This is a genomic window from Sphingopyxis sp. LK2115 (genome assembly GCF_014595975.1).
In the GTDB taxonomy this organism is placed as follows: Bacteria; Pseudomonadota; Alphaproteobacteria; order Sphingomonadales; family Sphingomonadaceae; genus Sphingopyxis.
Genome location: NZ_JABWGQ010000027.1, coordinates 14415 through 30124, shown reverse-complemented (window position 1 = coordinate 30124; position 15710 = coordinate 14415). Strand labels below are relative to the sequence as shown.

Here is a 15710-nt window from a genome sequence, read left to right as displayed (position 1 = left end):
CAGATCAGATCGCGCCGTGGCAATGTTTGTATTTGCGCCCCGAACCGCACGGGCACGGCGCGTTGCGGCTGATTTCCAGCGCGGCATAGGGGTTCTCGCCCTTGGCGATGTCGTGCTTGGGCACCTGCATCGGCGGCAGGGTGTTCGCGATCACGCCCAGCGATCCCGCATCGACGTCGGCGCTGTTATCCTCACCGGTGAAGGGGTCGATGTGCGTCGTCAGGAAATCGGGAAGCTCGGGAAGCGGGAGCGGCGCGGGCTCTTCGAAGCGCAGGTCGAGGCGGGCGACGGTGCGCGTCACATCTTCACGGATGTTCGACAGCATCCGCTCGAACAGCGCGAACGCCTCCTGCTTATATTCGTTGATCGGCTGTTTCTGCGCATAGGCGCGCAGGAAGATGGCCTGACGCAGCGCGTCGAGCGTCGCGAGATGGTCCTTCCAGTGATGGTCGAGCGTCTGGAGCAGGATCGACTTTTCGATCCCCTTCCAGGTTTCGGCATCGACCAGCGCCGCCTTTTCGGCTGCGGCTGCGTCGGCCATCTGCTGAAGCCGTTCCTCGAACACTTCCGGATCGACGGCGTCCTCCTGCATCCAGTCGTCGATCGGCGGGTTGAGGTTCAGGATATTTGCCACCCGCTCCTTCATCGCCTCGACATTCCATTGTTCGGGATAGCTGCCCGGCGGGCAGGCGTCGCCGACGATCGCATTGACCGTCTCGGCGCGCATCGCCGCCATCACGTCGCCGACGGTTTCGCTGTCGATGATCTCGCCGCGCTGTTCATAGATGACCTTGCGCTGGTCGTTCATCACATTGTCATATTCGACGACCTGCTTGCGGATGTCGTAATTGCGCGCCTCCACCTTCTTCTGCGCGGTCTCGATCGCCTTCGACAGCCATTTCGACCCGATCGCCTCGCCATCTTCCAGATTCTTGTTCATCATCTTGGCGAACAGCGTGTCGGGGCCAAAGATGCGCAACAGGTCGTCGTCGAGGCAGAGATAGAATTTGCTGAGGCCGGGGTCGCCCTGGCGCCCCGAACGGCCGCGCAACTGATTGTCGATGCGGCGGCTTTCGTGACGCTCGGTCGCGAGCACGAACAGCCCGCCCGCAGCCTTCACCGCCTCGCGCTCGGCGGCGACTTCCTCGCGGATGCGCGCCTCGGCGGCGTCGCGCTCGGGGCCCGCGGGCATGTCTTTGAGCTCATCCTCGATGCGGAACTCTTCGTTGCCGCCCAGTTTGATGTCGGTGCCGCGACCCGCCATGTTCGTCGCGATGGTCACCGCGCCGCGACGCCCCGCCTGCGCGACGATATGCGCCTCGCTTTCATGGAAGCGCGCGTTCAAAACGCTGTGCGCGACGCCTTCCTTTTCGAGGAAGGAGGAGAGCAGTTCGGACTTTTCGATCGACACGGTGCCAACGAGCACCGGCTGGCCGCGCTCCTGCGCTTCGCGGATGGTGCGCGCGATTGCGCCGAACTTGTCGGTGATATTCTTGTAGAACTCGTCTTCCTCGTCGATCCGCGCGATCGGGCGGTTGGTCGGGATGGTGACGACGTTCATCTTGTAGATGTCGAAAAACTCGGCCGCCTCGGTCGCCGCGGTGCCGGTCATGCCCGCAAGTTTCGGATACATGCGAAAATAATTCTGGAAAGTGATCGAAGCGAGCGTCTGATTCTCTGGCTCGATCCGCACGCCTTCCTTCGCTTCGACCGCCTGGTGCAGGCCGTCGGACCAGCGGCGCCCCTCCATCATCCGGCCGGTGAACTCGTCGATGATGACGACCTTGCCGTCCTTGACGATATAGTCGGTGTCGATGCGGAACATCTGGATCGCCTTCAGCGCCTGATTGACGTGATGGACGATCTGGGTGTTCTCGATGTCATAGAGGTTGCTGCCCTGGAGCAGCCCCGCGGCTTCGAGCAGCCGCTCGACATGCTCGGTGCCCTCTTCGGTCAGGCTGATCGACTTGGACTTTTCATCCTTCTCATAATCCTGATCGGTAAGCTGGAGCACGACCTCGTTGACGCGCACATAGAGTTCGGATTTGTCGTCGGTCGGGCCGGAGATGATCAGCGGGGTGCGCGCTTCGTCGATCAGGATCGAATCGACCTCGTCGACGATACCGAAATTGAACGGGCGGTGGACCATCTGCGCGCGGTCGAACTTCATATTGTCGCGCAGATAATCGAACCCCAGCTCGTTGTTCGTGGCATAGGTGATGTCGCTGTTATAAGCCTCGCGCCGCTGCGTCTCGTTGAGATTGGGGACGATCACCCCGGTCGACAGCCCCAGGAAGCCATAGACGGCCCCCATCCATTCGGCGTCGCGGCGCGCCAGATAGTCGTTGACGGTCACGACATGAACGCCCTTGCCCTCAAGCGCGTTCAGATAGCAGGGCAGCGTCGCCATCAGTGTCTTGCCCTCGCCCGTCGCCATCTCGGCGATCTCGCCGCGGTGCAGCACGACGCCGCCGATCATCTGGACGTCGAAATGGCGCATGCCCAGCGTGCGCACCGCCGCCTCGCGCACCGTGGCGAAGGCTTCGGGCAAAAGGTCGTCGAGCGTCTCGCCCGCGGCCAACCGCTCGCGGAACTTTGCCGTCTGCGCCTGCAATCCCGCGTCATCGAGCGCCTGCATCGCAGGCTCGAAGGCGTTGATCTTGTCGACGATCTTGCGGATCGAATTGACGTAACGGTCATTGGACGAGCCGAAAAGGCTCTTGGCAAGGCCGGAGAACATGGAAATATCCTTGAAATATCATTTGGATGTGCGGCGCCGACAGACGCGCGCATGTCGAATAAGGAACGCCCGTGGCGGGACTGCCCCAGGTCGGGGACGAGGAACGGGGCGCTATTCGAGCGCGCGATCGCTTCGGGTGAGCAATCCGGGAAGATGCGGCGGCGGCGCCTTGCGCGGCCTGGTGCAACTCGCCGAGCTGCGCCGCGTCGGCGCATTGGTCGCGGGACGACGGACGCTGTCGTCCGCCTCGACCTTGGCCGAGCTTTCGGCAAGCAGCACGAGCGACCCCATCGCCGCCGGCATGGCGGGCGCGGCAACCGCCCGGTCGGCACTCGCCAGACCGGTCAGCAACGCCAAAAGGGTCAGCAAAAACCGCAAGAATTGCCCCTCATTTCGTAACGAAGCGGAAAGCTCTGCGCCCCGTTCGCTGAACATAGGGTGAAAGCGGGATGGCGTCTAGGGGTGAGCGGTCGACAAAGAATCGCCCCGATGCGCCGTGGGGTCAGCTATGGTGCGGATTCCCGACTTTCCCCTCTGTCATCCCGGCGAAGGCCGGGATGACGATGGCGATATGGCCGCAACCACTTGAAAACCGCTCTCACTTCAGCTCCGGATTCAGCCCCTTCACCTCCTGCAAAAAACTTTTCGGTTTCTTGAACAACTTGCTTTTCCGATTCACCTTCAGCCCCACGACCTCGGCCAGTTCCATCACGAAATGGACGCAGTTGCGTTTGTTCAGGCTGTAGCTCGGCTGCTTGCGGTCGCGCCATTCGGCGACCTTCGCCAATATCCGCATATAGGTTGCGTCATCGACGACGACATCGAACTGGCGGTCGCTTCTGGCGATGTAATCGGGTTTCGACGATTCGACCTTGCCTTTCACCGCCCCGAACAGGATCGCCGGGCTGACCGACACTGCGGTAAAGCCGTAATTGGCATCGACCGCCTCGCCCGTCGCATCCAGCTTGCCCTTCATCACGATGAAGGCGTGCGGAAAGCGGTCGCCGAAATCATGGCTGTAGAAACTGACCGTCACCGCGGCCTGCGCCGACACGAAACAGAGCAGCCATAGCGAGGCGAGCATCAGGGGAAAGCGCAGCATCCTGAGGCTGATACCGGCCGCGCAGCGCTCCGCCAAGCCGCGATTGCCGCTTGACGGCCCCGTCAACTTCGCATCTTGTGAAACTGACACAAATGTCAGGAGGGAGCGGATGACGCGGAAGGCGATTTTCATCACCGGCGGGGGTTCGGGCATCGGCCGCGCGGTCGCGCGTCATTTCGCGGGCAAGGGCTGGTTCGTCGGCATCGCCGACATCAATGCGCAGGGGATCGACGAAACCGCGGCGCTGCTTCCCGACGGTGCCTCGTCGCGGCATGTCATGGACGTTCGCGATCGCGACCAGTGGAAGGCCGCGCTCGCCGACTTTGCGCGCGCCAGCGGTGACCGCCTCGACGTGCTGTTCAACAACGCCGGCATCGGATCGGGCGGCCAGTTCATCGACATGGCGCCCGAAGAGGCCGACCGGCTGATCGCGATCAATTTCGGCGGCGTGGTGAATGGCATCTATATGGCGCTGCCGCTTCTGCGCGCGACGCCGGGATCGGCGATCCTGAACACCGGGTCGGCGTCGGGATTCTATGGCGTCGGCGGGCTCGCCGTCTATTCGGCGACCAAATTCGCCGTGCGCGGGCTTACCGAAGCACTCGAAATCGAGTTCGCCAAGCATGGGATCAAGGTGCGTTCGCTGATGCCGGGCTTCATCGACACGCCGCTGCTCGACCAGGTGAGCGCCGACAGCAACGAACCCGCGCGCAACCGGCTGGAAGCAAGCGGGTTCGAGATTTCGCCGGTCGAGGATGTCGCGCGCGCCGCATGGGATGCGGTCCATGGCGACCGGGTGCATGTGCCTGTCGGCAAGATGGCGCGCCGCCTGTCGCGCCTTGCCCGCTGGTTCCCCGGTCTGATCGCGCGCCAGTCAAAGAAGATCGACGGACTGGGCACGGCAGGACATTGATGGCGGACGGCGCGACTGCGCGAGCGACTGGCTGGTCATTCGCGCAGCCCCCGCAACGCCGCCCCCGCCGCGAAAGGCCCGATCACGGTAAGCAGCAGGCTCGTCGCCGACAGCAACTTCGCCGCGCCGCGCCCCGACGGGTCGAGCATCCCGGCGCCAAAGATCAGCAATGGCACCGCGAGCGGCAGCACAAGCAGCCCGCCGATGGCGCTGCCGCCCTTGTGACCGGCGGTCAGCGCGGCGCTGAGCACGGCAAGCGAGGCGAGCGCCGGAACCGCGACGGCGATGCCCGCGGCGAGCGTTTCGACGCGCGCGCCATCCTGCGCGAGCAATGCCGATGCGGGGAGCAGCGCGATCAGCAAAGGCAGCCCGAAACCAATGGCATGGGCGCCGATCTTCACGGCCGCGATTACCTCGTCGGCGAAGCCACGCACGGCGAGCTGGTCGAGCACGCCCGCTTCCTTGTCGGGCTTCACCAGGCGGTCGATCGGCAGCAGCGCGGCGAGCAGCGCCGCGACCCACACCATGCCGCCCCCCGCACGCCGCAGCAGCGGCGCATCGGGGCCGACCGCAAAGGGAAAGGCGGTCGCGACGAGCAGGAAGAACAGGACCGGCAGCCACAGCGCCCCGCTGCCCCACGCGCGGCGCAGGTCGCGCCAGAAAAGGGCGATCAGCGCGGTCAAGCGAGTGCCCCCATGTCGAGTTCGGCCAGATCCGGCAGCCCCAGCGCAAAATGCGACGCGAGCAGCACTGCCCCGCCATTCGCCCGATGCGTCGCAATCGCGGCAGCCAGCTGGGCCGCCGCGGCTTCGTCCATCCCGTTTGCCGGCTCGTCGAGCAGCCAGATCGGCGCGCCGCCGGCCATCACGCGCGCCATCGCGGCGCGCTTGCGTTGCCCCGTCGACAGCATCGCCACCGGCACATCGGCCAGGGGATCGAGCGCCATCGCCGCCATCGCCCGATCAACCGCGTGGCCGTCGACCGTATCGACCCGCGCCCAGAAATCGAGCGCGCGACGCAAGGGGAGTTCGGGATCGAGCGCCGCCGCCTCGTCGATCAGCGCCACCCGCCCACGGCGCACGACCGTTCCCGCGGCAGGGCGCAGCAGCCCGGCGGCGAGGCGGATCAGGCTCGACTTGCCCGCGCCATTGGGCCCGCGCAGCCACAGCGCGTCGCTGCGGCTGAGCGCGAATGACAGACCTTCAAACAACAGCCGGTCGCCGCGGATGCACGTCACGCCGTCGAGCGCGAGCAGACTCGTCACGCCATATCCTCGAGCGCGTGCATATCGTCGTCCGAAAAGCCGAAATGATGGCCGATTTCGTGGATCAGCACATGACGCACCAGCCAGTCGAGCCGCTCGCCGCGCTCGATCCATTCGACGAGGATGGGAATGCGATAGAGCGTCACGCGGTCGGGCATCCCGCCGCTTTCGCCAATGCTGCGTTCGGTGAGCGGGCGACCTTCGTACAGCCCGGTGAGATCGTAAGGATGCTCGATGTCCAGCGAGGCGAGAATCTCGTCGCTGGCGAACTCCTCGATCGTAATGACCAGATTGCGGATATGCGGCTTGAACATATCGGGCATCGCGGCAAGCGCCGCCTCGGCCATCGCGAACAGCGCGTCGGCATCGGGCGCGGCGCCGGTCCATCCCGCGGGCAGGTTGTTCTTGTCGCTCATCGCGCCCTTCCTTATGGCCCGGTCACGATATTGACCAGCGGGAGAAAGACAAATGGTCCAGAAACTCGACGACGCGCAGCGCGGCGCGCTGCTCGCCCGCTTTCCCGAATGGACCCACGAGCCGGTCCGCGACGCGATCATGCGCCAGTTCAAGTTCGCCGATTTCGCACAGGCGTTCGGCTTCATGGCGAGCGTCGCGATCATCGCCGAAAAGATGGATCATCACCCCGAATGGTCGAACGTCTATAATCGCGTCGACATCCTGCTGACGACGCATGATGCGAACGGACTTTCAGAGCGCGACGCAAAGCTCGCCGAAGCGATCGAAGCGCTGCTCTGAGCCTGGCTCAGAGGATTTCGCGCACCCTGTCCTGCGGACGGCACAGCCGCACGCCCTTGCCGGTTTCGACAAGGGGGCGTTCGACATAGGCGGGGTTCGCCGCCATCGCCGCGATGATCGCGTCGGGGTCGGCATCGGGCAGGCCGCGTTCGATCGCGTCGGTGCCGCGCAGGCGCAGCGCGTCGCGCGGGGCCAGCCCGGCGTCGGCGAACAGCTGGCGCAGCTTCGCCGCGTCATAGGGATTTTTAAGATATTCAACTACGGTCAGTTCGACGCCCGGCGTCTCCTGAAGGATCGCCAGCGTCTTGCGCGAGGTGCCGCAGGCGGGGTTGTGCCAGATGGTCGCTTTGATGGTCATGGGCCGCGTCCTAATGCCGCCTGACCGCAGCGTAAACCCGCTATTCATGGCATATATGGCACATTTGCCCGCATGAAGGGGAACCACCAGCTTGCCTTTCACGGCACAACCACGATTTATGCAAGGTCGAAGGACCGTCAAAGGGCGGCCGATGCGGGGTTGCTGTCAAAGTGAGTGAATTGATCGATCGCAGGGCATTGCTGGCCGGGCTCGCGGGTGCGGGGGCACTGGCCGCCCTGCCGACGCGCGCGCAGCTTCCGAACTGGGTCCAGCAGCCAGTGGCGGCGCCGCCGGTCGACTATCTGTCCGTGGCAAAAAAGCAGCTTGCGATGCAGGCGCGCAACATCCCGCAGACCGACCGCGTCGGGGTGGTCGATTTCGGCCTGCCCTCGTCACGCCCCCGCTTTGCGCTGGTCGATATGGTCGCCGGCAGGGTCGACCTGTTTCCGGTGACGCACGGCCGCGGTTCGGACCCACAGCATGACGGCTGGCTGAAAAGCTTCTCGAACCGCGTCGGCAGCCTCGCGACCTCGCGGGGTGCCTATCGCACGGGCGACTATTATTGGGGCGCCAACGGGTCGTCGATGCGGCTCGCGGGGCTGGAACCCGACAACAGCAATGCCGACGTCCGCGCCATCGTTGTCCATGGCGCCTGGTATGCCGACCCGGCGCTCATCGCAACGCAGGGCAAGCTGGGGCGGAGCGAGGGTTGCTTCGTATTCGGCGAAGAACTGTTGCCGATGATCCTCTACAAGCTCGGCCCCGGACGGCTGCTCTTTGCCGACCGGCTGAGCGCGCCGCCGCCGCTGCCTGCGCCGTTCGACCTTCCCGCCGATCCGCTGCCCGGCATGGAAAATCTGCGCCGCGCGAATTCGGTGAACGGACCGCTGCCGACGACGGCCGATTGAACGAAGGCCGAACCAGGCGCCGTTCACCAACCATCGTCATCCCGGATCAAGCCGGCGATGACGATGAAACAGCGACATGCCTTCCGGCCGCGGCCAGCCGTCGGCAACCTTGCAGGCGTTCAGGATGAACGTCGACCTTTGATCGACGTCGAGACACGAACGGAATGGACGCGTCGCCGATCCGGCGCACGACGCTTTAATCTCCCGTCCCGCAGGACACCGATCCGCTGCCGACATGGCGCACCGTGCAGACCGGCCGCCCCAGCACGACCGTCCGCCCGATCCCGCGCGCCGTAATGGCCGCGCTTTTGACCGCGCGCAGCCGATGATCGCCAGCGCCTTCGCTGTCGCTGACCAGTTCGTCGACCGCGAGCGCGCCCGCATCGACCATGCCCGCGCCCGACAGCGTCATTCGTGCATTCTTTGCCTTGCCGCCGAGTGTCATCGTGCCATTGCCGATCATGGCGACCTGTAGCCGGTCGGCCGCCACCGCCTCGACCGTCAGCCGCCCCGGCCCGCGCAGCCCGACCGTCACACGCTGTCCCGCCAGCCGGTCGATGGCAAGCGATCCCGCACCCGCCAGCGTTGCGCTCCGCAGATTGGCGGCATTGACCCGCACGACCACCGGTCCGCGCGGTCGCACGCGCTTTGCATCGCCCGCAAACTGCCGCTCGCTGATCACCAGCCGACCGTCGCGCGCCTCGACGCTCAGCCGGTCGAGCGCATCCTGCGGCCCCGTCGCGACCGCGCTCACCGGGGCGCGGCTGACGACCTCGACCGCCACATCGGCCTGCACCTCGATCGCCTCGAAGCTGGTGAGACCATAGCGTTTCTCGGCGCCCGATGCGGGTGCGGCCAGAAACAGGGTGCTTGCCGCCCATGCGGCCCAATAGAGCGGGCTGGTCATGGCGCCATCCTATCGCGTCGGGCGGGACGGCGCCATAGCCACGTCATGTGCAGATTGCGTCGCCCGATCCCAGCGAGCGCGTCGAACATTTGGCGCCGCCGCCGATCGTCGCATCACCCGACCCCAGGATGTTGATGTCGGCGCTGTCGCTCGCCTTCGCATCGACGTCGCCCGACCCCGCGATCGACACGTCGAGCGTCGAAGCCGCAAGATCGCTCGCCGCGATGCTGCCCGATCCCGTCACGTCATAATTCCCCGCGCCGATCGTGCCGCCGCCGACCTCCAGGTCGCCCGAACCGGTGATGGCGAGCTTGGCGCGCTTGCCGTTCATCGTCGCGATCTTGAGGTCGCCCGATCCGGTCACCACCGCTTCGACCGCGTCGCCCTCGACCGCATCGGCGTCGATCGCGCCCGAACCGGTCAGGCGCACAGCCCGAAGCGCGGGCATCACGACCGTCACCTCGACCGCCTGGTCCCCGTCGAAACGGAGCATCGAGTCCTTGCGGCCGATCGACAGCATGTCGCCGTCGAGCTTGATTTCCAGTTCGTCGATCGCCGCCTGCGGCCCGCGTGCGACGATCGAGAAACCGTCGCCGCGGCGGATCGTCACGTCGTCGGGGCCCGTCACCTTGACGCCGGTAAAACCGGTCAGGTCAAAGGCCTGTGACTTCGTCGGCCCCGCTTCGACCGTGCGCTTGCCGTCCTTGCTCTCGTTCGTCATTTCGGCGCTGCACGCCGTCACCGTCATCGCAAGCATCAGCGGCAACGCCGCCATCATTCGGTTCCGCATCGCGAATCTCCTTTGTGTATTATTTGCATAACACACATAGGATCGACCTGTCCAGCGGCACCGCCATCTTGTCGCCACCTTCGTGCGGCAGAGCCGCGGCATGAAAGACCGGTTCGAACGTCACAAACAGCCGTGGACCGCGGCCGAAATCGACAGGCTGCATACGCTTGCCAAAAAAGGCATGGCGCTCAAGGCGATCGCGAAGGCGCTGACGCGCAGCGAGGAATCGGTCAAAATTCGCGCCAAGGCCGACGGGCTGTCGATCGCAAAGCTGCGCTGAAACGTCGATGGGCCTTTCCGGATATGACGCCATCGTGCTGGGCGGCGGCGCGGCCGGGCTGATGTGCGCCGCTGTGGCGGGGCAGCGGGGGCGGCGCATCCTGCTGCTCGACCACGCCGATCAGGTGGGCAAGAAGATCCTGATTTCGGGCGGCGGGCGCTGTAACTTCACCAATATCCATACCGCCCCCGACCGCTTCCTGTCCGCCAACCCTCATTTCGCGAAGTCGGCGCTCGCGCGTTACACCCCCGCCGACTTCATCGCGCTCGTCGAAAGATATGGCATCGCCTATCACGAAAAGACGCTGGGCCAGCTTTTCTGCGACGGGTCGGCCAAACAGATCGTCGCGATGCTGCTGGGCGAATGCGCCAAAGGGGGCGTCGAAATTCGCTGCGGCCAGCCGGCGAACACAATCGACCATGCCGACGGGCGATTCCGTGTGCGCGTCGGCAGCGCCGACTTTGCCGCACCCAATCTGGTCATCGCCACCGGCGGCCCCTCGATCCCGAAGATGGGCGCGACCGGCTTTGCTTATGACCTCGCGCGTCAGTTCGGCCTCAAGGTCGTCGAGCCGCGCCCCGCGCTCGTCCCGCTGACGCTCGGCGGTAACGATGTGTTGTTCCGCGAACTGTCGGGCGTCGCAACCCCCGTCGATGCGCGTGCGGGCAAGGCCGCCTTCCGCGAAGCCGCGCTGTTCACGCACAAGGGCCTGTCGGGGCCCGCAATCCTTCAGATCAGCAGCTATTGGCGGCACGGCGAACCGGTGACGATCGACTTTCTGCCCGATGCCGCGCCAGGCTGGCTGCTCGATGCGAAGCGAAAAAGGCCGCGCGCGGCGCTGGCGTCGGCGCTTCCCCTGCCCGACCGCCTTGCGCAGACGCTCGCCCACCGACTCGCGCTGTCCGGCGAACTCGGCGCGCAGACCGACCGCAAGCTCGCCGACGCCGAGGCGCGCCTCAAGCGCTGGATATTCCATCCCACCGGCACCGAAGGCTTTGCCAAGGCCGAAGTCACCGTCGGCGGTATTGCGACCGCGAACCTCTCCTCGCAAACAATGATGGCCAAAAGCATGCCGGGACTGTATGCGGTCGGCGAAGCCGTGGATGTCACCGGGTGGCTGGGCGGCTATAATTTTCAATGGGCCTGGGCCAGCGGACACGCCGCGGGCCAGGCGCTTTAGGAAAAGATCAACCTATCATTCCCGTCATGCTGAACTTGTTTCAGCATCCATGGCCTGACGCTGCGACCTTGGGCCATGGACCCTGAAACAAGTTCAGGGTGACGACATATTTGGCGGCAATGCAGCGCCGCACAGGATAAGAAGACCAATGCCTTTCGACAATCTTTCGCCCGTCCTTGCGGACGCCCTCACCGCGCGCGGCTATGAAGCGCTCACCCCCGTCCAGGCGCAGGTCACCGAAGAAGGGGCCAAACGCCGCGACCTGCTCGTCTCGGCGCAGACCGGATCGGGCAAGACCGTCGCCTTCGGCCTTGCCATGGCCGACGAGCTGATCGAGGACGGTCGCCTGCCCTTCGCCACTTCGCCGCTGGCGCTGATCGTCGCGCCGACGCGCGAACTCGCACTCCAGGTCAGCCGCGAACTCGGCTGGCTCTATGGCAAGGCCGGGGCGCGCATCGCGACCTGCGTCGGCGGTATGGATGCCAGCCGCGAACGCCGCAACCTCAACCAGGGAGTCCACATCGTCGTCGGAACGCCGGGACGCCTGCGCGATCATCTTGAACGCGGCGCTCTCGACCTTTCGGCGCTCCGGGTCGCGGTGCTCGACGAGGCCGACGAAATGCTCGACATGGGCTTTCGCGAGGATCTGGAGGAAATCCTTGACGCGACGCCGCGAACGCGCCGCACCCTTCTTTTTTCGGCGACGCTTCCCAAGCCGATCGTCCAGCTCGCCAGGCGTTACCAGCAGGGCGCCCTGCGCATCTCGACCGTCGGTGAAGACCGCGGCCATGGCGACATCGCCTATCAGGCCGTCACCGTCGCCCCCGCCGACATCGAGGGAGCGGTGGTCAACCTGCTCCGCCTTCACGACGCCGAAACCGCCATGCTTTTCTGCGCGACGCGCGACAATGTCCGCCGCCTCCACGCCAGCCTCGTCGAGCGCGGATTCGCTGCGGTTGCGCTGTCGGGCGAGCATAGCCAGAATGAGCGCAACCAGGCGCTCCAGGCGCTGCGCGACCGCCGGGCCAAAGTGTGCGTCGCCACCGACGTCGCGGCGCGCGGTATCGACCTGCCGGGCCTCAGCCTTGTCATCCATGTTGAAATCCCGCGCGACGCCGAAACGCTGCAGCATCGGTCGGGTCGCACCGGACGCGCGGGCAAAAAGGGCACTGCGGTGATCATCGTCCCCTATCCGCGCCGCCGCCGCGTCGACGGGATGCTGCGCGGCGCACGCATCAACGCCGAATGGAAGGACGCGCCGACTGCCGCCGATGTGCGGCAAAGGGATCAACAACGGCTGATCGAAAAGCTGCTCGAACCGCAGGAGCACGAGGCCGAGGATCTGGAGCTGGCGCGGCGGTTGATGGCCGAGCGCAGCCCCGAAGACATTGCCGCCAGCCTGGTGCGCGCGCACCGCGCGCTGATGCCGCCGCCCGAAGAGCTTCTTGACAGCGGCCCGCGCCCGCGCGGCGAAGCGCGCGACCGAAAAGACCGCCCGGATCGCGGCGAGCGCGGCGAGCGCCGCGACCAGTTTGACGACAGCGTCTGGTTCCGCCTCAACATCGGCCGTCGCCAGAACGCCGACCCGCGCTGGATCCTGCCGCTGCTCTGCCGCCGCGGCCATGTGACGAAGCACGAGATCGGCGCGATCCGCATCGGCCCGTCCGAAACCTTGTTCAACATCCCCATCGCCATCGCCGACCGTTTCGCCGAAGCCGTGCGGCGCACCGCGAATCAGGATGGCGAGGATGATGCAGGCGTCGCGATCACCCCGGCGCCGGATGGCCCCACCTGGCCGCCGCGCCGCGACAAGGGCGCTTCCAAGGGCAGCCCGCGCGGCTCGCGCGTTCCGGGCGGCAATAGCGAACGCTACAAGCCCAAACCATATGGCCAGCGCAGCCCGCGCCGTCCGGCAAAATAAACCCCCCATATCCCGGAGCGACGACGAGGAGCCGGTTCGAGCAAAGCGGGATGGTCGGTCACCTGGTCCGCCTCGACCGCGCGCAGGAAATCGGCGGTTGAGGGTTGCACCGCTTTCTGCCGCGCCCCAGATGGGCCGGGCAGCAGGAGTGCACGCCATGAAAGCCATCCAAGCGATCATCGAAAAACAGGGCGGACCCGATGTCATCGACTGGCGCGAGGTGACGCTGGACAAGCCCGGCCCCGGCCAGGTGCTGCTGCGCCAGACCGCGATCGGGCTGAATTACATCGACATCTATCACCGCAACGGCACATATCCGGTGCAGCTGCCCGGCGGGCTCGGACTTGAATCCGCGGGCGAAGTGATGGCCGTCGGCGAGGGCGTCCACGGGTTTCAGCCCGGCGACCGCGCCGCGACCTTTGGCCCCGAACGTAATGCTTATGCCAGCGCGCGGCTGGTCGGCGCGGCCTCGCTGTTCAGGCTGCCCGCCGCCATCGATGATGAAACCGCCGCCGCCGCGCTGCTCAAGGCATGCACGGTCGAAATGCTCGCCGAACGCTGCGCCAAGGTCGAGGCGGGCTGGCCGGTTCTGGTCCATGCGGCCGCCGGCGGGGTGGGGCTCATCCTCGTGCAATGGCTGAAAACGATCGGCGCGACGGTCATCGGCACTGTCAGCACCGAGGCGAAAGCGCGGATAGCGCGCGAAGCGGGCGCCGACCATGTCATCAGATACAAGGAAGTGGATGTGGCCGCGCACGTCCGCGAAATCACCGACGGACAAGGCGTTCCGGTCACCTTCGACGGCATCGGCATGGCGACGTGGGAAACGTCGCTCAAGGCCACCGCACGACGCGGGCTTATCGTCAGCTATGGCAATGTCGGCGGCCCCGTCACCGGCGTCAACCTTGGCATCCTTGCGCAGCACGGATCGCAATTCGTCACGCGGCCCACGCTGTTCGATTATTATCACCTGCCCGGCGAACGCGCCGCAGGCGCCGCGCGCGTGTTCGAAATGATCGAAAGCGGCGCGGTGGCGGTCACGATCGGGCAGCGCTATTCGCTGGAGGATGCGGCAAGGGCGCACGCCGATCTGGAGGCCGGGCGGACGACGGGGTCGAGCCTGCTGATTCCCGATCACCCCTAATCCGTTCGCGTCGAGCGAAGGCGACACGCCCGCCCTTTGCGCGCCTTCATGGCATCTCGGCCGCGCCCGATGTGAACGGGATTATTTGGCTCGCTACGCCTTCAACCGTTCCGCATGCCACGCAACATGCTCGGCCATGAAGGTCGAGATGAAATAATAGCTGTGGTCATATCCCGGTTGCATCCGGATTTCGGCCTTTTGCCCATTCCGCTCGCACGCCTCGACGAGCAATTCGGTCTTGAGCTGTTCGACCAGGAAATTGTCGGCGTCGCCCTGATCGACCAGCAGGTCCGGGACGCGAAGGCCATCGTCGAGCAAGGCGCACGCATCATAGGCGCGCCACGCCTCGCGATCCTCGCCAAGATAATGGCCGAGCGCCTTTTCACCCCAGGGGCAGCGGATCGGCGACACGATCGGCGAAAAGGCCGAGACGGAGCGGAAACGGTCCTGATTGCGAAGGCCAATGGTAAGCGCGCCATGCCCGCCCATCGAATGCCCCGCGATCGCCTGCCGCGTCAGGTCGGCGCTCGCAAAATTGCGCAGGACCAGCGAGGGCAGTTCGTCCTCGATATAGGATCGCATCCGGTAATGTTTCGCCCACGGATCGGCGGTTGCATCGACATAGAAACCGGCGCCCAGCCCGAAATCCCACGCCCCGTCGGGATCGTCGGGCACATCGTCGCCGCGCGGAGACGTGTCGGGGGCGACGAAGATGATGCCATGCTCGGCGCAGGCGGCGCGATATTCGCCCTTCTCCATCACATTGGCGTGGGTACAGGTCAGCCCCGACAGATACCACAGCACGGGCAGTTTCGCGCCCGGCGCATGGTCGGGAACGAACACCGCAAAGCTCATGCTGGTGCCGGTGGTCGTGCTGGCGTGTTTGTAGACGCCCTGCGTGCCGCCATGGCTGCGGGTGGAGGAGATCGTTTCGAGGGTCATGCGATTTCCTGAACGGGAATGGGAGCGATCACGGGATCATGTCCCCAATGACGCAGCAGGTCGAGGATCGATCCGCCCGACAGCCCCAGCGTCGCGGTGTTGCGGAGCGGGTGGACGTTGACGACCGGCGCCGCCGCAAGCCCTTCATCGAGCACCACGGTGACGCTTCCCGGCGCGGCATTGATCGCGGCGAGCGGCGTTACCGATCCGGGCGCGATGCCAAGCAGGCGCTCCATCTGGTCAGCGTTGCCGAAACTTACCCGCTTGCTGCCGATCGCAGCGGGCAGCGCCTTCAGATCGACGCGCGCGTCCGACGGCACGGTGACGAGCCAGAAGGCGCCGTCCTTGTCCTTCAGGAACAGATTCTTTGTATGTGCACCGGGAATCGCAGCGTTCACCGCCTCGCTCTCGGCGACGGTGAACACCGCTTCATGCTCGTGCGCGGTGAAGCGAATGGCGAGCGCACTCAGGTCCGCCAGCAATCCCGCTTCGCCGCGCACCACCA

At 65.6% G+C, this 15710-nt stretch carries 18 protein-coding genes; 7 read left to right on the top strand and 11 right to left on the bottom strand.

The features are described from left to right. Positions 1 to 4: 4 nt before the first annotated feature. The 3 genes from secA to HUW43_RS04400 all read right to left on the bottom strand — a co-directional run bounded on the left by secA (position 5) and on the right by HUW43_RS04400 (position 3842). On the bottom strand, positions 5 to 2740 hold the full coding sequence (secA, locus tag HUW43_RS04410) for a preprotein translocase subunit SecA (protein ID WP_188236270.1): 2736 nt from the start codon (positions 2738 to 2740) through the stop codon (positions 5 to 7). Positions 2741 to 2851: 111 nt separating this feature from the next. Further along, on the bottom strand, positions 2852 to 3097 hold the full coding sequence (locus tag HUW43_RS04405) for a hypothetical protein (RefSeq protein ID WP_223181281.1): 246 nt from the start codon (positions 3095 to 3097) through the stop codon (positions 2852 to 2854). A gap of 241 nt (positions 3098 to 3338) precedes the next feature. Further along, positions 3339 to 3842 carry a hypothetical protein gene (locus HUW43_RS04400; protein ID WP_188236268.1) on the bottom strand — a complete coding sequence of 168 codons (504 nt, stop codon included), beginning with the start codon at positions 3840 to 3842 and terminating at the stop codon, positions 3339 to 3341. Positions 3843 to 3951: 109 nt separating this feature from the next. Here HUW43_RS04400 and HUW43_RS04395 point away from each other — a divergent pair, with 109 nt between their 5' ends. Then, the gene (locus HUW43_RS04395; protein ID WP_188236267.1) at positions 3952 to 4755 is read left to right on the top strand and encodes an SDR family oxidoreductase; all 804 of its coding nucleotides are present in this window, start codon (positions 3952 to 3954) and stop codon (positions 4753 to 4755) included. A 35-nt stretch (positions 4756 to 4790) separates the two neighbouring features. Here HUW43_RS04395 and HUW43_RS04390 read toward each other — a convergent pair whose 3' ends face one another. Genes HUW43_RS04390 through HUW43_RS04380 form a run of 3 tightly spaced genes read right to left on the bottom strand, consistent with a single transcriptional unit; the run spans position 4791 to position 6435 of the window. Next, positions 4791 to 5438 carry a heme exporter protein CcmB gene (locus HUW43_RS04390; protein ID WP_188236266.1) on the bottom strand — a complete coding sequence of 216 codons (648 nt, stop codon included), beginning with the start codon at positions 5436 to 5438 and terminating at the stop codon, positions 4791 to 4793. After that, the gene (ccmA, locus tag HUW43_RS04385) at positions 5435 to 6019 is read right to left on the bottom strand and encodes a heme ABC exporter ATP-binding protein CcmA (RefSeq protein WP_317450819.1); all 585 of its coding nucleotides are present in this window, start codon (positions 6017 to 6019) and stop codon (positions 5435 to 5437) included. The genes HUW43_RS04390 and ccmA overlap by 4 nt, the downstream gene beginning before the upstream one ends. Next, positions 6016 to 6435 (bottom strand): metallopeptidase family protein, encoded by a 420-nt coding sequence (locus HUW43_RS04380; RefSeq protein ID WP_188236264.1) that lies wholly within the window; start codon positions 6433 to 6435, stop codon positions 6016 to 6018. Before HUW43_RS04380 ends, ccmA begins: the two co-directional genes overlap by 4 nt. 52 nt (positions 6436 to 6487) lie before the next feature. Between HUW43_RS04380 and HUW43_RS04375 the strand changes: the two genes are divergently transcribed. Beyond that, a complete protein-coding gene (locus tag HUW43_RS04375; protein ID WP_188236263.1) occupies positions 6488 to 6775 on the top strand; it encodes a 4a-hydroxytetrahydrobiopterin dehydratase in 288 nt (95 codons plus the stop codon). Positions 6776 to 6782: 7 nt separating this feature from the next. On the opposite strand, the gene HUW43_RS04370 is transcribed toward HUW43_RS04375, so the two are convergent. Further along, the gene (locus tag HUW43_RS04370) at positions 6783 to 7127 is read right to left on the bottom strand and encodes an arsenate reductase family protein (RefSeq protein ID WP_188236302.1); all 345 of its coding nucleotides are present in this window, start codon (positions 7125 to 7127) and stop codon (positions 6783 to 6785) included. Between the two features lie 176 nt (positions 7128 to 7303). Here HUW43_RS04370 and HUW43_RS04365 point away from each other — a divergent pair, with 176 nt between their 5' ends. Next, positions 7304 to 8041: a murein L,D-transpeptidase catalytic domain family protein gene (locus tag HUW43_RS04365; RefSeq protein ID WP_188236262.1), complete on the top strand. Its 738-nt coding sequence runs from the start codon at positions 7304 to 7306 to the stop codon at positions 8039 to 8041. 196 nt (positions 8042 to 8237) lie between these two features. On the opposite strand, the gene HUW43_RS04360 is transcribed toward HUW43_RS04365, so the two are convergent. Together HUW43_RS04360 and HUW43_RS04355 are read right to left on the bottom strand one after the other, a co-directional pair. Further along, on the bottom strand, positions 8238 to 8948 hold the full coding sequence (locus HUW43_RS04360; protein WP_188236261.1) for a head GIN domain-containing protein: 711 nt from the start codon (positions 8946 to 8948) through the stop codon (positions 8238 to 8240). A 43-nt stretch (positions 8949 to 8991) separates the two neighbouring features. Then, positions 8992 to 9738: a head GIN domain-containing protein gene (locus HUW43_RS04355; protein ID WP_188236260.1), complete on the bottom strand. Its 747-nt coding sequence runs from the start codon at positions 9736 to 9738 to the stop codon at positions 8992 to 8994. Between the two features lie 100 nt (positions 9739 to 9838). Between HUW43_RS04355 and HUW43_RS04350 the strand changes: the two genes are divergently transcribed. From HUW43_RS04350 to HUW43_RS04335, 4 genes are all read left to right on the top strand, one after another. Continuing rightward, positions 9839 to 10018: a hypothetical protein gene (locus HUW43_RS04350; RefSeq protein WP_188236259.1), complete on the top strand. Its 180-nt coding sequence runs from the start codon at positions 9839 to 9841 to the stop codon at positions 10016 to 10018. A 7-nt stretch (positions 10019 to 10025) separates the two neighbouring features. Then, positions 10026 to 11198, top strand: a complete 1173-nt coding sequence (locus HUW43_RS04345; protein WP_188236258.1) for an NAD(P)/FAD-dependent oxidoreductase — start codon at positions 10026 to 10028, stop codon at positions 11196 to 11198. A gap of 148 nt (positions 11199 to 11346) precedes the next feature. After that, a complete protein-coding gene (locus HUW43_RS04340; protein ID WP_188236257.1) occupies positions 11347 to 13119 on the top strand; it encodes a DEAD/DEAH box helicase in 1773 nt (590 codons plus the stop codon). A gap of 157 nt (positions 13120 to 13276) precedes the next feature. Then, positions 13277 to 14263: a quinone oxidoreductase family protein gene (locus tag HUW43_RS04335; protein WP_188236256.1), complete on the top strand. Its 987-nt coding sequence runs from the start codon at positions 13277 to 13279 to the stop codon at positions 14261 to 14263. A gap of 93 nt (positions 14264 to 14356) precedes the next feature. Here HUW43_RS04335 and fghA read toward each other — a convergent pair whose 3' ends face one another. Together fghA and HUW43_RS04325 are read right to left on the bottom strand one after the other, a co-directional pair. Beyond that, a complete protein-coding gene (gene fghA, locus HUW43_RS04330) occupies positions 14357 to 15205 on the bottom strand; it encodes an S-formylglutathione hydrolase (protein ID WP_188236255.1) in 849 nt (282 codons plus the stop codon). Then, positions 15202 to 15705, bottom strand: a complete 504-nt coding sequence (locus HUW43_RS04325; RefSeq protein WP_188236254.1) for a prolyl-tRNA synthetase associated domain-containing protein — start codon at positions 15703 to 15705, stop codon at positions 15202 to 15204. Before HUW43_RS04325 ends, fghA begins: the two co-directional genes overlap by 4 nt. Between the last annotated feature and the right edge of the window lie 5 nt (positions 15706 to 15710).

Bases quoted from the DNA above. Each gene is read 5' to 3' on its own strand.
- secA (WP_188236270.1), bottom strand. From the start codon at position 2,740: ATGTTCTCCGGCCTTGCCAAGAGCCTTTTCGGCTCGTCCAATGACCGT.
- HUW43_RS04400 (WP_188236268.1), bottom strand. From the start codon at position 3,842: ATGCTGCGCTTTCCCCTGATGCTCGCCTCGCTATGGCTGCTCTGTTTC.
- HUW43_RS04395 (WP_188236267.1), top strand. From the start codon at position 3,952: ATGACGCGGAAGGCGATTTTCATCACCGGCGGGGGTTCGGGCATCGGC.
- HUW43_RS04380 (WP_188236264.1), bottom strand. From the start codon at position 6,435: ATGAGCGACAAGAACAACCTGCCCGCGGGATGGACCGGCGCCGCGCCC.
- HUW43_RS04375 (WP_188236263.1), top strand. From the start codon at position 6,488: ATGGTCCAGAAACTCGACGACGCGCAGCGCGGCGCGCTGCTCGCCCGC.
- HUW43_RS04360 (WP_188236261.1), bottom strand. From the start codon at position 8,948: ATGACCAGCCCGCTCTATTGGGCCGCATGGGCGGCAAGCACCCTGTTT.
- HUW43_RS04355 (WP_188236260.1), bottom strand. From the start codon at position 9,738: ATGCGGAACCGAATGATGGCGGCGTTGCCGCTGATGCTTGCGATGACG.
- HUW43_RS04350 (WP_188236259.1), top strand. From the start codon at position 9,839: ATGAAAGACCGGTTCGAACGTCACAAACAGCCGTGGACCGCGGCCGAA.
- HUW43_RS04345 (WP_188236258.1), top strand. From the start codon at position 10,026: ATGGGCCTTTCCGGATATGACGCCATCGTGCTGGGCGGCGGCGCGGCC.
- HUW43_RS04340 (WP_188236257.1), top strand. From the start codon at position 11,347: ATGCCTTTCGACAATCTTTCGCCCGTCCTTGCGGACGCCCTCACCGCG.
- HUW43_RS04335 (WP_188236256.1), top strand. From the start codon at position 13,277: ATGAAAGCCATCCAAGCGATCATCGAAAAACAGGGCGGACCCGATGTC.
- fghA (WP_188236255.1), bottom strand. From the start codon at position 15,205: ATGACCCTCGAAACGATCTCCTCCACCCGCAGCCATGGCGGCACGCAG.